The organism is Pseudomonas fluorescens, assembly GCF_900636825.1.
In the GTDB taxonomy this organism is placed as follows: Bacteria; Pseudomonadota; Gammaproteobacteria; order Pseudomonadales; family Pseudomonadaceae; genus Aquipseudomonas; species Aquipseudomonas fluorescens_BG.
In genome coordinates this window covers 1,839,489-1,854,690 of sequence record NZ_LR134318.1, presented here as the reverse complement: position 1 = coordinate 1,854,690, position 15,202 = coordinate 1,839,489, and the positions used below count along the sequence as shown (strand labels likewise).

The following is a 15,202-nucleotide window of genomic DNA, read 5'->3' as shown; positions in this document are numbered from 1 at the left end:
CCATTGCCAGCAGCCTTTCGGCTGACCAGGCAAACAACCTGATCAACAGAGCAGACCGGACACCCGCCACGCGTCGCCCGGACGCTGGGCGCTTACCCGCACGGCCGCGTCTCGCAAATTGATCTGCGCGTCATTAACTGGAGATCAACGTGGGCAAGACAACGAAAACCATTGACGGAAAACCCAATCCCGGCACGACGCTGGGCACTGCGCTGGATACCACCCCGGCGCTCGGCACCGAGCACGAACCGCCGCCGCGCATCACCCCGGATGATCCTTCCGGCCTATTGCACCCTGTCAGCGCCGTACATCCCGAGATTGCGTTAGCAAAGATAGACAGCGCCACAGAGCCAAGCCGCGCTGACGTGGCGACAGATCCTCTTGCTGACGAACAATCCGTGGTCATCGTCAAGGAAATTCCGGCCGTGCAAAAGGGACCTTCCGAGTTTCCGCCAGACATGGAAGTGTTCAAGGGGAGACTGGTTCCGATCGGGGATTCCGGTTTGTTCTTCGTCAACGGGAGTCGCGACCTGTGCGCCAACATTGACGGTATCGGCGCTGTCCGGGTCAGACAAAACGACGACGGGCATTTCGAGGTCCAGACCACCTCCACGCAAAGCCATCTTCTGACACTGAAAAAAATCCCAGGCAAACCTCAGTGGCAAAAACATTCGCAATCGCTGCCTGCGTCAGATAAAGGGTGGGATGTACAAATACCGCTGCACTTGCAGACGGTGCGTCTGACACAACTGCTCATTCCGAAAAAACATGCGGATACATTGAGCGCGGCGGACGCGGACGGCATTCGCCATGATTCGACTGGAAGGAAATACGTCGACCTGGAAAGCCTCGGCACCGTGATGGTCGCGACCCTGGAAAACGGTGGATTACAGGCAATGAGCGGACGACTGTTAACGCCCAATGGCCCCAAGCTTCAGCGAATCGAAGGTTCGACACGCTGGCGTGAGCGTCCTGAAAATGTCAGTGCAACAAAAACCGCTGCGGATCCGCAGAACGACGCAACGTCCAGCTCCGCCAAGCGTCCACGACTGGACGACACCGTGGCGGTGCCGCTACTCAATCCGCACCTATGGCTGACCTGGGGCAATCAAAGGCCACACCCCGAAGGATGTATTCGCATCGGCAACCTGTATTACAGAACCTTGCCCGGTGTGAGTGAAAACACCGCGATGATTCATTACGCCCAATGGCCGGACAGCTTCGATTATTTTGAATCCATATTGGCATCCAAGCCCTGGATACAACCGGTAAAAGCTGTTGCGATCACCCGCGCAAGCCCTTCCCCCGTCCTCGCGCCAGCAACGCCCTCGCCCGTGGGATGGAACGTCACAGGGCCGTTGTTTGAACGACCGATCGCTCAATCCATTGCTGCCGCGTTCCCCAACTTTTCTGCTGCTTCCTCGCTGAGTGTCGCCAGAGCCTTGTTTGAGCGCGCCAATCCGAGGAATTTACCGACCAGCCACGGTCTGCAAGTAGTGGCAGCCACACTCGAGCGCTGGAGCAGCCCGACCGCGAGCAGCACTGGCGATGTCGCCAGCCGTTTCCCTATGTCTCCTCGCGAATTATCCGACCCTTTGCGATTGCTACCGGTGACCCCGGTGGTTCACGTCGACGATCAAGCGACAATGGCGCTGGCGCCGGTCGACTCGGGACAAGCACCTATGCGTCTGGATCTGGTCAGCACAGAGCCGACGACAGGGCTGTCGATGAGCGAGATCTTCAGCAAGATTTTGACCCGCAGTGGCTACGAAGTTTTCCCCTTGAGCGATTCGAAAGGCAACGAAGTGGCTTTCCGGCGAGAGCAGCAGCTCTATCATTTGACCATTCACGTCACCCGGACGGCGTCTATCGATTACAAGGCAGCCGATGTAGAGTCGGCGAATTTCGCCTCGGGCCTGCTTGCCGATACCCGCGATGCTTTGACTGTGGCCCACGCGCGCGATGAGCTCATCTGGCTCAGCGGCGGCGTCGAAATGGAAAAGCTTTCAACACCTTCTGTCTTTATCATCAGGAGGCCAGCCCCGGCCAGAGCAATCGAAGCGACGTCGACGGTCGAGCCTGCGCGCCCTTCTCAACCGTCATCGCAAGAATCCATTACGGTTGATAACCAGCAGCACCGAGTACTGCCAACAAACGCCGAGTTGGACAGCGGCATTGTCTACACCTACGAGGCAGACCATCCGGTTTCGAATTTCCAGGCGTTCGAGCAATTGCTGATCCTCACTCCGCAGCATCAGCCTCGAGGGGCAACGCGAGTGCCGCCGGACAATCATTGGGTCATCGATCCGCGCTTGCCGTTTGAACGCCCGCTGACGCTGAGCGTCTTCAAGCAATTGCCAGAGCTTTCGACCGAGGCGATCAAGCGTGTCGCCAAAACCCAATTCGTTCTGGCCAATGGTTCGGATCGCACAACCGGTGCAGGACTCACCGCGCTGAGGCAGGCCATTCACGACTGGAGTGAGCCCGGGCCGTTCCGTCGACCGGAGCTGTGCGACCCGCTTCTGATGCTGCCGTCTCTGGCGGTCACCGCGCAGCCGACAGGCAAGGGTCGCATGCTGACGCTTCCGGCGCAGACGACTCAAGAGCTGCTGCGGCTGGACTTTCATCCCAATTATTTCCGTACCGAGATGGATGCTTACTACGCCCGCCCCGGCGGACTCAACCTGAAAAAGCTGATGGCGGGGATATTGACCCGTAATGGTTACTCCGTCTTCGAGCCCACCCTCACCCATGGCTGGCCAACGCTGGTATTTACCCGTGACGGCCATGATTCGGTGTTTTTCCTGAGCGTGTATCGCGTCAACGGCGACACCATCGAACTGTTGGCAATACCCGATCCGGTAACCGCAACATCACTGAACGACCGTGTCGGTGAGGACGCCGCCAAAGCCGTTCGTGACGCCGACAGTCTCGGTAAGATCGTGTGGCTCAAGGGTGGTCTGCAGGTATCGGGCACCCAGGATCTAGTGTTTATCGTCCGCGATGACATGCGTATGTTCTGACGCGCCGCCATTGCGCTGACCCGCCAGCGAATCACGCGCAAAAAAAAGCCCGCAGTGTGAGCGGGCGAAAGACCAAAGAAGCTATATGCGCAGTCGCTTCCCGGTTGGGGGCATCTGCTTGGGGGTCAGCTGCCCCGGTACGTGGAATAGCTGTACGGCGAAATCAGCAATGGGACGTGGTAGTGATCCTGTTCGGCAGAAATGCCGAAGCGCAGCACGACCACGTCCAGGAATGCCGGTTCCGGCAACTGAACACCACGGGCGCGGTAGTAATCGCCCGCATGGAACTGAACCTGATAAACGCCGGTTCGATAATCATCGCCTTGCAGCAGTGGTGCATCGACCCGGCCATCGCTGTTGGTTACGGCACTGGCGACCAATTCCAGTTGCGAACCTTCAACGCGGTACAGCTCGACCTTGATCGAACTGCCCGGGCAACCGTGTGCAGCGTCCAAAACGTGTGTTGTCAAACGTCCCATTGATTCTGCGCGCCTGCCTGCGTGGAAGCAGTCAGACTTCGCGCCTCCCGAAGTCAGTTGAAAAGGAGACCGCACCAGTTCGGAGCACGAAAAGCTGCGGCGAGCGACTGATTAAGACACTTTTGAAAAAAATTGTACACAATAAAAACGACATTTTTTCTGCCGTCCCCGTCATCCGGGCTTTTACTGCTGATCTGCCGGCAAGGCGCCAGATGACTGAACTCCACAGCCATTAACTGACGAGTCAGGCAGGTTTCTTGCAGACTGATGACATTCTCCATGAAAGATGACAGCCGGTGAAAAATGCGAAAATTCAGGCTTACAAATTGCGATTGAAGTTGTATACAATCATCCCATCGCTGTGACACCAGCCTGCAACTCACCGTCAGGCCGCCACAAAAATCTGTCAACGAACAAGAAGGAAGACTGCAGTGAGCGCTGACTACCCACGCGACCTGATCGGTTACGGCAGTAACCCTCCTCACCCCCACTGGCCGGGCAATGCACGCATCGCGCTGTCGTTCGTACTGAATTACGAAGAAGGCGGCGAGCGCAACATTCTGCACGGTGACAAGGAATCGGAAGCCTTCCTTTCGGAAATGGTCGCCGCTCAGCCGCTGCAGGGCGCGCGCAACATGAGCATGGAATCGCTTTACGAGTATGGCAGCCGTGCCGGTGTGTGGCGGATTCTCAAGCTGTTCAAGGAATTCGATATTCCGCTGACCATTTTCGCGGTCGCCATGGCTGCCCAGCGCCATCCCGACGTAATTCGCGCGATGGTCGAGGCCGGTCATGAGATCTGCAGCCACGGCTACCGCTGGATCGACTATCAGTACATGGACGAAGCGCAGGAACGCGAGCACATGCTCGAAGCGATCCGCATCCTCACCGAACTCACCGGTGAACGTCCGCTGGGCTGGTACACCGGCCGCACCGGGCCGCACACTCGTCGTCTGGTCATGGAAGAAGGTGGTTTCCTCTATGACTGCGACACCTACGACGACGACCTGCCCTACTGGGAACCGAACAACCCGACCGGCAAGCCGCACCTGGTGATCCCGTACACCCTTGATACCAACGACATGCGCTTCACTCAGGTGCAGGGTTTCAACAAGGGTGACGATTTCTTCGAATATCTCAAAGACGCGTTCGACGTGCTCTACGCCGAAGGCGCTGAAGCACCGAAGATGCTCTCGATCGGTCTGCACTGCCGCCTGATCGGCCGCCCAGGTCGCCTCGCTTCGCTCAAACGCTTTATCGAATACGCCAAAAGTCATGAACAGGTGTGGTTCAGCCGCCGCGTCGACATCGCACGTCACTGGCACGAAACCCACCCGTACCAAGAGGCCGCCCAATGAGCCGCTTTCAAACCTTGCAACCGTCGACCCTGAGCCGCGACGCTTTCGTCAAGGTCTTCGCCGACATCTATGAACATTCGCCATGGGTGGCCGAGAAGGCCTACGATCTGGGCGCGGACGCTTCGATTGACGAGATCGAAACCCTGCACCAGCGCATGAGCGACATCCTGTTGAGCGCCGATCACGCCAGTCAACTGGCACTGATCAACGCTCACCCGGACCTGGCCGGCAAAGCCGCCGTCCAGGGCCAACTGACCGAAGCCAGCACCAATGAACAGGCTGGCGCCGGTATTCACCAATGCACGGCCGAAGAGTTCCAGCGCTTCACCGAGCTGAACGACGCCTACAAAGCCAAGTTCAAGTTTCCCTTCATCATGGCGGTAAAAGGCAGCAACCGGCATCAGATCCTCGCGGCGTTCGAAACGCGCATCAACAATTCGGTAGAAGCCGAGTTCAAGTGCGCGCTGGCGGAGATCAACAAGATTGCCCTGTTCCGTTTACTGACTCTCTAGCAAGCCTGGCCCGAGCGTAAATGAACGCGTAAACGCCCAGGGCCCTGCGAGCATCCCCAGCCACTTATTCAAAGGCAGACAAGAAGAATGAAAGCTTACGCCGTACCTTTCGAAAAATACGTCAACCTGGCCGACGCCCGCCTGGGCACCAAAATCATTTCGGTCACCGATGACTGGTTCGCAGACGCCAATCGTCTGTTCCAACCGACCCCGGCCGTATGGAAGGAGGGCGTGTTCGATGACAACGGCAAGTGGATGGACGGCTGGGAATCGCGCCGCAAGCGCTTCGAAGGTTTCGACAGCGCGGTGATCCGTCTGGGCGTACCGGGCTCGATCAAAGGCGTGGACATCGACACTTCATTCTTCACCGGCAACTATCCGCCATCGGCCTCGCTGGAAGCGTGCTTCCTGGCCTCGGGCGAGCCGGATGAAAACACCCAGTGGACCGAAGTGCTGTCGGCCGTCGAGCTGCAGGGCAACAGCCACCACTACCACGAAATCAGCAACGACCAAGCGTTCAGTCACCTGCGCTTCAACATCTATCCGGACGGCGGTGTTGCCCGTCTGCGCGTTTACGGTGTTCCGTTCCGCGACTGGTCGGCGGTTGGCGACAACGAGCAAGTCGATCTGGCCGCAGCCCTGAATGGTGGCCGCGCCCTCGCCTGCTCCGACGAACACTTCGGTCGTATGAGCAACATCCTCAACCCGGGCCGTGGCATCAACATGGGCGACGGCTGGGAAACCGCACGTCGTCGTACGCCGGGCAATGACTGGGTGATCGTCGCTCTGGGTCATCCGGGCGAGATCGAGAAGATCGTTGTCGACACCCTGCACTTCAAAGGTAACTATCCGGACACCTGCTCGATTCAGGGCGCGTTCGTCAAGGGCGGTACTGACAGCCAGATCGAAACCCAGTCGCTGTTCTGGCGCGAACTGCTGCCAAGCCAGAAGCTGGAAATGCACGCCGAGCACACCTTCGTCGAGCAGATCAAGGCACTGGGCCCGATCACCCACATCCGCCTGAACGTGTTCCCGGATGGTGGCGTGAGTCGCCTGCGTGTTCTCGGCAAGGTCGCTAAATAAGCAGCGACACAAAACCTGTAGGAGCTGCCGCAGGCTGCGATCTTTTGATCTTAAGCAAAATCAAAAGATCGCAGGCTTCGCCAGCTCCTACAGGGATCGCGCGAGACGCACTGACAAGTTGAACAACACAGAATTTTGGATAAGAAGAACAGCATGCGCACATTGACGATTGAACCGCTGACCAAAGAAGCCTTCGCCCCTTTCGGTGACGTGATCGAAACCGACGGCAGCGATCACTTCATGATCAACAACGGTTCGACCATGCGCTTCCACAAACTGGCGACGGTCGAAACCGCTACGCCTGAGGACAACGCCATCATCAGCATTTTCCGCGCCGACGCGCAGGACATGCCGCTGACCGTTTGCATGCTGGAACGCCATCCGCTGGGCAGCCAGGCTTTCATTCCGCTGCTCGGCAACCCCTTTCTGATCGTGGTCGCGCCAGTTGGCGATGAACCTGTATCAGGCTTGGTCCGCGCCTTCGTCACCAACGGCAGGCAGGGCATCAATTACCATCGCGGCGTCTGGCACCATCCGGTGCTGACGATCGAAAAGCGGGATGACTTCCTGGTGGTTGATCGCAGTGGCACAGGCAATAACTGCGATGAGCATTTTTTCAAAGAGGATGAGCGTTTGATCCTCGCCCCCCACCAATAAGAGAAGGTCTGATCACTCGACAACAAGAGTGACAGGCGAGAGGTAAAGACTGTGGAAGCACATCTGTTGGAATGGCTGAACCTGAGCGTGCGCTGGGTTCACATGATCACTGGCGTGGCCTGGATTGGCGCGTCGTTCTATTTCGTCTGGCTGGAGAACAACCTCAACCGCGTCAATCCGAAAACCGGTCTGGCCGGTGATCTGTGGGCGATCCACGGCGGCGGTATCTATCACCTGGAAAAATACAAACTGGCCCCTCCGTCCATGCCGGATAACCTGCATTGGTTCAAGTGGGAAGCCTATTTCACCTGGATGTCGGGTATAGCGCTGCTGTGCGTGGTGTTCTACTCCAATCCAACGCTGTACCTGCTGGCCCCCGGCAGCACACTGAGCGGTCCTGAAGGCGTGGCCATCGGTATCGGCTCGCTGTTCATCGGCTGGTTCATCTATTCCTTCCTGTGCGACTCGGCCCTGGGCAAACGCCCTGCTCTGCTGGGCTTCATCCTGTTCGTGCTGATCATCGGCGCGGCGTATGGCTTCAGCAAAGTGTTCAGCGGTCGTGGTGCGTACCTGCACGTCGGCGCGATCATCGGCACCATCATGGTCGGTAACGTGTTCCGCATCATCATGCCGGCGCAACGGGCACTGGTGGCAGCGATTGCCGAAAACCGTACGCCGGATCCGGCGCTGCCGGCCAAAGGCCTGCTGCGTTCGCGTCATAACAACTACTTCACCCTACCGGTGCTGTTCATCATGATCAGCAACCACTTCCCGAGCACTTATGGCAGCCAATACAACTGGTTGATCCTGGCCGGGATCGCGGTGTTGGCGGTGTTAGTGCGTCACTACTTCAACACCCGTCACGACAGCCACAAATTTGCCTGGACCCTGCCGGTGGCAGCGGTGGGCATGATCTGTCTGGCGTACGTCACCGGCCCGATGCCGATGTCGAACGCGCCAGAAGTGGCCAAGGCACCGGCAAAAATCGAGTACCAACCGCTGCCGGAAACGGCTCTGGGTGGTGGCGCGAAACCGGCTGAAGCGGCGCAACCGGCAGCACCGGCCGAACCTGCTGCGGCGGCGCAAGCCTCCAACGCCGGGCCGGGTTTTGACAAGGTGCACAACGTGATTCAAGAGCGTTGCACGGTTTGCCATTCGGCCAAACCGACCAGTCCGTTGTTCAGCGCTGCACCGGCGGGTGTGATGTTCGACACCCCTGAACAGATCCGCCAGAACGCAGCGCGGATTCAGGCACAAGCCGTTACCAGTCAGATCATGCCACTGGGCAACATCACTCAGATGACCCAGCAGGAACGCGAGCTGATCGGCGCCTGGATTGTGCAGGGAGCGCAGACCAACTAAGCCGTAAAAGCTTCGCGAGCGGGCTCACGCCTACAGAGATCCTGTGGGAGCGAGCCTGCTCGCGAATAGCCGCCGCAACGCGGTCCCCCTGATGCAAAGAAACAGCTGCAAGCAACCCCGCAGCTGTTAATCACAAGAATAAAAAAGATCCGAGGTGTTGCATGTCCGAGCTGTCCAAAGCGCGCATCCCCGACGCACCCGCCATTCAGCGTTTGCCCCTTTTGCAACTGATCCTGGTCGGTCTGCAACATGTTCTGCTGATGTACGGCGGTGCCATCGCGGTGCCGCTGATCATTGGACAGGCCGCTGGCCTGAGTCGTGAAGAAATCGCCTTCCTGATCAACGCCGACCTGCTCGTCGCCGGCATCGCCACCATCGTGCAGTCGCTCGGCATCGGCCCGATGGGCATCCGTATGCCGGTGATGATGGGGGCCAGTTTCGCTGCGGTCGGCAGCATGGTGGCCATGGCCGGCATGCCCGGCATCGGTCTGCAAGGCATCTTTGGTGCGACGATAGCTGCCGGTTTCTTCGGCATGCTGATCGCGCCGTTCATGTCCAAGGTCGTGCGTTTCTTCCCGCCGCTGGTGACCGGCACGGTCATCACCTCGATCGGTTTATCGCTGTTCCCCGTGGCCGTGAACTGGGCCGGTGGCGGGGTCGACGCCGCGCAATTCGGCTCGCCGATTTATCTGGCCATCGCTGCATTGGTGTTAGGCACCATTTTGTTGGTGCATCGCTTCATGCGCGGTTTCTGGGTCAACATTTCGGTGCTGATCGGCATGTGCCTTGGCTACGTGTTGTGCGGTGTGATCGGCATGGTCGACCTCAGCGGCATGGCCAACGCGCCGTGGGTTCAGTTCGTCACGCCGCTGCATTTCGGCATGCCCAAGTTCGAGCTCGCGCCGATTCTGTCGATGTGTCTGGTGGTGGTGATCATCTTCGTTGAATCGACCGGCATGTTCCTCGCGCTGGGCAAGATCACCGGTCAGGAAGTCTGCCCGCGCATGCTGCGGCGCGGCTTGCTGTGCGATGCCGGTGCGTCGTTTTTCGCCGGTTTCTTCAATACCTTCACCCACTCCTCGTTCGCACAGAACATCGGCCTGGTGCAGATGACGGGCGTGCGCTGCCGTTCGGTGACGATCGTTGCCGGCGGTTTGTTGATCGTCCTGAGTCTGCTGCCCAAAGCCGCGTTTCTGGTGGCATCGATTCCACCCGCTGTCTTGGGCGGTGCGGCGATTGCGATGTTCGGCATGGTCGCGGCCACCGGCATCAAGATCCTGCAAGAGGCCGACATCGGTGACCGGCGCAACCAGTTGCTGGTCGCGGTGAGCATCGGCATGGGCCTGATCCCGGTGGTGCGTCCAGAATTCTTCGCCCACCTGCCAATGTGGATGAGTCCGATCACCCACAGCGGCATCGCCATGGCCACCCTCAGCGCACTGACGCTGAACCTGCTGTTCAACATTCTTGGCGGCAAGGAGCGTGCAGCGATCAACGATTGCCATGCTCACTGACAGCCACACCAAACCCCTGTAGGAGTGAGCCTGCTCGCGATTGCGTCTCTTCAGTCAACTGATTTGTTGAATGCAATCACGCTATCGCGAGCAGGCTCACTCCTACAAGGGGATCGCAACTCTGTGCCTTGAAAATAAAAACAAGAGGGAGCAACAGATGATTCGCACGCACACCAACGTTTTGTTGAGTGGCGGCCTGCTGGCTGCCAGTCAAGCCATGGCCGGTGACCTGCTGTTGTGGCAGACCAACAGCCTGAGCTACTTGTACGGCAAGAATTTCGCGATCAACCCGGCGATTCAGCAGACGCTGACTTTCGAGCATGCCGACAAGTGGAAATATGGCGACAACTTTCTGTTCGTCGACAAGATTTTCTACAACGGCAAAGAGGACGCCAACAAAGGTCCGCATGCCTTTTACGGTGAATTCACCCCACGCTTTTCGTTCGGCAAGATCTTCGACCGCAAGCTCGAATTCGGGCCGATCAAAGACGTGTTGCTGGCGATGACATACGAGTATGGCGAAGGTGATAGCGAGGCCTATCTCATCGGCCCCGGCTTCGACTTGAAAGTGCCCGGCTTCAACTACGTCACCCTGAACATTTTCCGTCGTCAGACCGAAGGCCCGCGCCCTGGCGATGGCGTCTGGCAGATCACGCCCGCCTGGTCCTACAGCTTCCCGCTGGGCAACTCCGACGTGTTGATCGACGGCTACCTCGACTGGGTTGTCGATAACGACGAGAACTCGCGCGGAACCTACCACGCCAACCTGCACATCAATCCGCAGATCAAATACGACCTCGGTAAAGCCTTGGGCTGGAGTCAGAAGCAGGTGTATGTCGGCACCGAATACAGCTACTGGAAGAACAAATACGGAATCGAAAACACCCACTCTTTCGACACCAACCAGAACACCGCCAGTCTGCTGTTGAAGGTGCACTTCTGAGATGGCCCGCATCCGTGCGCCATACCTGTCGTCGGTGCTCTGTTGCGGGGCACTTGAGCGCTGGCCGAGGAGTCAGTATTCTCCGCGGCCTTCTGAATTCGGTCTAAAAAAAAGCCCGGATTTAATTCCTGACCGAAAAGCCAACTTATCCCGGCCCTGGTCAGTACCGAGGCACTCCGAAAACACGCCCAATCGACTGTTTTTCAGCAGCCGACGGGCGTTTTTTTGTTTTTCGAAAAGCCTTGGCGCAGGTCTTGCTAACAGCAATGAACCTGACCGATCGGATGATTTTTGCAGCAACGAAAAAAGGCGCCACACCAGAGCGCCGAACTTAAAAAAATAATGTGGAACACCTACTTTGGGAGCAACCGAATGAAACGTATGTGCACCAGCCTGATGCTCGCGGGATCGATGCTGGCGGGCGGCCAGGCCATGGCCGATGGCCTCCTGCAATGGCAGGACAACAGCCTGACCTACCTCTATGGCAAGGATTTCCAGGTCAACCCGCGCATTCAGCAGACTGTGACTTTCGAGCACGCCGATGGATGGAAGTACGGGGACAACTTCTTCTTCCTCGACAAGATCTTCTACAACGGTGACAAGGACTTCACCAATGGTCCGAACACCTACTACGGCGAGTTCCAGCCACGCATCTCGCTGGGCAAGGTCCTCGACCAGAAGATCGAGTTCGGCCCAATCAAAGACGTGCTGCTGGCGATGACCTACGAGTTCGGCGAAGGTGATTCCGAGTCTTACCTGATCGGTCCTGGCTTCGATCTGGCCATCCCGGGCTTCGACTACTTCCAGGTGAACTTCTATCAGCGCCACACCGACGGTTCGCGTGCCGGCGACAATGTCTGGCAGATCACCCCGGTCTGGTCCTACACCCTTCCCGTGGGCAACTCGAACATCCTGATCGACGGCTACATGGACTGGGTCACCGACAACGATTCCAACTCCAAGGGCGATTACCACGCCAACCTGCACTTCAACCCACAGGTCAAATACGACTTGGGCAAAGCGCTGCATTACGGCGAGAAGCAGTTGTATGTCGGTGTTGAGTACGACTACTGGAAAGACAAATACGGCATCGACGACACCGGTGCGTTCAAGACCAATCAGAGCGTGACCAACTTCCTGGTGAAGTTCCACTTCTGATAAAAATCAAAAGATCGCAGGCTTCGCCAGTTCCTACAGGGATAGCGCATTCCAATGTAGGAGAGCTGCCGAAGGCTGCGATCTTTTGCCTTAAAATGGCAATCCCAAAAACCGGCACAGCTCCTCGCGCTTGGCCAATGCATCGCGCCGGCCCAAATCAATCAACTCGCTGCAATACCCCGCCTCGAACAGCAGATAACTCAGCACCCCCGCCCCGCTCGTCTTCGTCGCCCCTGGCCCACGCAAAAACAGACGCAACGCTGCCGGCAATTCCTGGCGATGCCGGGCGGCAATCTCATCGATTGGCTGACTCGGCGAAATCACCAGCACCTCTACTGGCGCCACCCCCAACGCGCGGGTCGGCGTGCCGGCAGGCAGCAACTGGCTGAACTGGTTGAGACGCTGCAGCAACTCGATGTCGCTTTCAAGACTGTCAATGAAGGTGCTGTTGAGCATGTGCCCGCCGATCTGCGCGAGTGTCGGCTGCTGCCCGGTGCAGGTACGCACCGGCGGGCGCTGCGGATCGGACCCGCGCGGGTTGCCGCTGACACCGACCACTAACACGCGGCTCGCGCCCAGGTGCAGCGCCGGACTGATCGGGGCCGACTGACGCACCGCACCGTCGCCGAAATATTCATCGCCGATCTTCACCGGTGCAAATAACAATGGGATCGCCGAACTGGCCAGCAGATGTTCCACCGACAATTGCGTCGGCACGCCGATGCGCCGATGGCGCAACCACGCATCAATCTTGCCGCTGCTCTGATAAAAGGTGACGGCCTGTCCCGACTCGTAGCCGAACGCGGTCACCGCTACCGCATGCAATTGCTTGCGCGCGATCGATTCGGCGATGCCGGGCAAGTGCAGTTTTTCATCGAGCAGTTCACGCAGCGGCGAACTGTTGAGCAGGGCCACCGGCATTTGCCGGCCGAGACCGAGCAGGCTGTGGCTGACAAAGCGAGTGGCTTGGCGGATCACTCCGGGCCAGTCGCTGCGCAGCACGCGATGGCTGCGAAAGCCTTGCCAGAACAGCGTCAGGCGTTCGATGGCAGCGCGAAAATCGCTGGCGCCACTGGCGAGGCTCACGGCGTTGATCGCCCCGGCGGAAGTGCCGACGATAATCGGGAACGGATTGTCTGCACCCGGCGGCAGCAGTTCGGCAATCGCCGCCAGCACGCCCACCTGATACGCCGCCCGAGCCCCGCCGCCGGAGAGAATCAGACCCGTGACCGGTTCAGTCGGGCTCATCGCAACACTCCATGACGCTTGCAGGGATGGGTCAATCAACCGCGTTTGGCGTACAACTTCGGCTCGCCCGGTGGACGGCTCTTGAAGCGCCGATGCGCCCACAGATATTGCTCCGGGCATTCACGCAGCACGCCCTCGACCCACTGGTTGATGCGAATGCAATCGTCCTCTTCGGTCCCGCCCGGAAAATCTTCCAGCGGCGGATGCACGACCAGGCGATAACCGCTGCCATCGGCCAGACGTTCCTGGGTGAACGGCACCACCAGGGCCTTTCCCAACCGCGCAAACTTGGTCGTCGCGGTCACGGTCGCCGCCTGAATGCCGAACAGCGGAACGAAGATACTTTGCTTGGCGCCGTAATCCTGATCCGGCGCATACCAGATCGCCCGCCCCGAGCGCAGCAACTTGAGCATGCCGCGAACGTCATCGCGTTCTACCGCCAGCGAATCAAGATTGTGCCGTTCACGACCCCGACGCTGAATGAAGTCGAACAGCGGATTCTTGTGTTCGCGGTACATGCCGTCGATGGTGTGCTGCTGACCGAGCAACGCCGCGCCGATTTCCAGCGTGGTGAAATGCACCGCCATCAGGATCACGCCTTTGTTGTCGCGGCGGGCCTGTTGCAAATGCTCCAGACCTTCGACGTGGGCCAGTTTTGCCAGACGCTCGCGCGACCACCACCAGCTCATCGCCATCTCGAAAAAAGCGATGCCAGTGGAGGCGAAGTTTTCCTTGAGCAGGCGCTTGCGCTCCTCAGCGGATTTTTTCGGGAAACACAATTCCAGGTTGCGCTTGGCGATGCGCCGCCGGTCGCTGGCAAAGCGATACATCAACGCGCCCAAAACTCGACCGATGGTCAGCAAGGCCGGATAAGGCAGTCGCACGATCAGCCACAACAGCCCCAGGCCGCACCAGAGCGGCCAGAAGCGCGGAGCAAGAAATGCTTTTTGAAAACGCGGGCGATCCATTAAAGCTTCCGTAAATACAGTGGCCGCGCATTCTACATCGTTCGACCCGGCTTGCGGCTCGCGGGCGTTCTCGTTATAAGTCTCGGCACTTTTAGTGACAAGCCGTTGTATGCCGACATGAGCCAAACCGACCCGTTAGACCAAGATCCCGTATTCCAGCTCAAGGGCAGTATGCTGGCCATCACCGTGCTGGAACTGGCCCGTAACGACCTCGACAGCCTTGATCGGCAATTGGCCGCAAAAGTTGCGCAGGCGCCGAATTTCTTCAGCAACGCACCGCTGGTTCTGGCCCTGGACAAACTGCCGCCGAATCAGGGCGCCGTCGACCTGCCCGGACTGATGCGCGTGTGCCGTCAACATGGCTTGCGCACGCTGGCCATTCGCGCCAGCCGGATCGAAGACATCGCCGCCGCCATCGCCATCGACATTCCCGTGCTGCCGCCGTCCGGTGCCCGCGAGCGGCCGCTGGACATGCCTGAAGCGGAAGTCAAAAAGAAGCCGGAAAAACCTCCCGAGCCGACCGTCAAACCGACCCGTGTAATCACTACGCCAGTGCGTGGTGGCCAACAGATATACGCCCAGGGTGGCGATCTGGTCGTGGTCTCATCGGTAAGTCCGGGGGCGGAACTTCTTGCCGATGGCAACATCCATGTATACGGCCCGATGCGTGGCCGTGCGCTGGCCGGCGTCAAAGGTGACACCAAGGCACGGATTTTCTGTCAGCAATTGAGCGCTGAACTGATCTCCATCGCCGGTCATTACAAGGTGTCCGAGGATTTGCGTCGCGACCCGATGTGGGGCGCGGGCGTACAGGTCAGCCTATCGGGCGACGTGTTGAACATCATTCGGCTTTAACGGATACTGCCGCATTTTCCAAGCATCTCTAAAACGTAGCGA

General features: G+C 58.7%; 13 protein-coding genes. 10 read left to right on the top strand and 3 right to left on the bottom strand.

Going from position 1 to position 15,202, the window contains the following annotated elements:
- The first annotated feature begins 149 nt into the window (after positions 1–149).
- On the top strand, positions 150–3,023 hold the full coding sequence (locus EL257_RS08515) for a hypothetical protein (protein WP_126361605.1): 2,874 nt from the start codon (positions 150–152) through the stop codon (positions 3,021–3,023).
- A gap of 125 nt (positions 3,024–3,148) precedes the next feature.
- Here EL257_RS08515 and uraH read toward each other — a convergent pair whose 3' ends face one another.
- Complete coding sequence (gene uraH, locus EL257_RS08510; RefSeq protein ID WP_008080901.1) at positions 3,149–3,502, bottom strand: hydroxyisourate hydrolase; 354 nt, start codon at positions 3,500–3,502, stop codon at positions 3,149–3,151.
- Between the two features lie 431 nt (positions 3,503–3,933).
- Between uraH and puuE the strand changes: the two genes are divergently transcribed.
- The 8 genes from puuE to EL257_RS08465 all read left to right on the top strand — a co-directional run bounded on the left by puuE (position 3,934) and on the right by EL257_RS08465 (position 12,089).
- Positions 3,934–4,860: an allantoinase PuuE gene (gene puuE, locus EL257_RS08505; protein ID WP_126361602.1), complete on the top strand. Its 927-nt coding sequence runs from the start codon at positions 3,934–3,936 to the stop codon at positions 4,858–4,860.
- Entirely contained in the window at positions 4,857–5,372 is a 516-nt protein-coding gene (gene uraD / locus EL257_RS08500; protein ID WP_126361599.1) for a 2-oxo-4-hydroxy-4-carboxy-5-ureidoimidazoline decarboxylase, read from the top strand. Before puuE ends, uraD begins: the two co-directional genes overlap by 4 nt.
- Before the next feature lie 87 nt (positions 5,373–5,459).
- Entirely contained in the window at positions 5,460–6,455 is a 996-nt protein-coding gene (alc, locus tag EL257_RS08495) for an allantoicase (protein WP_126361596.1), read from the top strand.
- 153 nt (positions 6,456–6,608) lie between these two features.
- Positions 6,609–7,112, top strand: coding sequence for an ureidoglycolate lyase (locus tag EL257_RS08485; protein WP_016773758.1), 504 nt, complete (start codon positions 6,609–6,611; stop codon positions 7,110–7,112).
- Positions 7,113–7,163: 51 nt separating this feature from the next.
- Positions 7,164–8,474 (top strand): urate hydroxylase PuuD, encoded by a 1,311-nt coding sequence (locus EL257_RS08480; protein WP_126361590.1) that lies wholly within the window; start codon positions 7,164–7,166, stop codon positions 8,472–8,474.
- A gap of 161 nt (positions 8,475–8,635) precedes the next feature.
- Positions 8,636–9,988, top strand: coding sequence for a nucleobase:cation symporter-2 family protein (locus tag EL257_RS08475; protein WP_126361587.1), 1,353 nt, complete (start codon positions 8,636–8,638; stop codon positions 9,986–9,988).
- Positions 9,989–10,145: 157 nt separating this feature from the next.
- Positions 10,146–10,931 (top strand): outer membrane protein OmpK, encoded by a 786-nt coding sequence (locus EL257_RS08470; RefSeq protein ID WP_126361584.1) that lies wholly within the window; start codon positions 10,146–10,148, stop codon positions 10,929–10,931.
- Positions 10,932–11,303: 372 nt separating this feature from the next.
- Entirely contained in the window at positions 11,304–12,089 is a 786-nt protein-coding gene (locus EL257_RS08465) for an outer membrane protein OmpK (protein ID WP_126361581.1), read from the top strand.
- Positions 12,090–12,179: 90 nt separating this feature from the next.
- On the opposite strand, the gene EL257_RS08460 is transcribed toward EL257_RS08465, so the two are convergent.
- Both EL257_RS08460 and EL257_RS08455 read right to left on the bottom strand, forming a co-directional pair.
- Positions 12,180–13,337: a patatin-like phospholipase family protein gene (locus tag EL257_RS08460; RefSeq protein ID WP_126361579.1), complete on the bottom strand. Its 1,158-nt coding sequence runs from the start codon at positions 13,335–13,337 to the stop codon at positions 12,180–12,182.
- A gap of 35 nt (positions 13,338–13,372) precedes the next feature.
- Positions 13,373–14,305, bottom strand: coding sequence for a lipid A biosynthesis lauroyl acyltransferase (locus EL257_RS08455; RefSeq protein ID WP_126361577.1), 933 nt, complete (start codon positions 14,303–14,305; stop codon positions 13,373–13,375).
- A 117-nt stretch (positions 14,306–14,422) separates the two neighbouring features.
- Between EL257_RS08455 and minC the strand changes: the two genes are divergently transcribed.
- Entirely contained in the window at positions 14,423–15,160 is a 738-nt protein-coding gene (gene minC, locus EL257_RS08450; protein WP_126361575.1) for a septum site-determining protein MinC, read from the top strand.
- Positions 15,161–15,202: the final 42 nt, after the last annotated feature.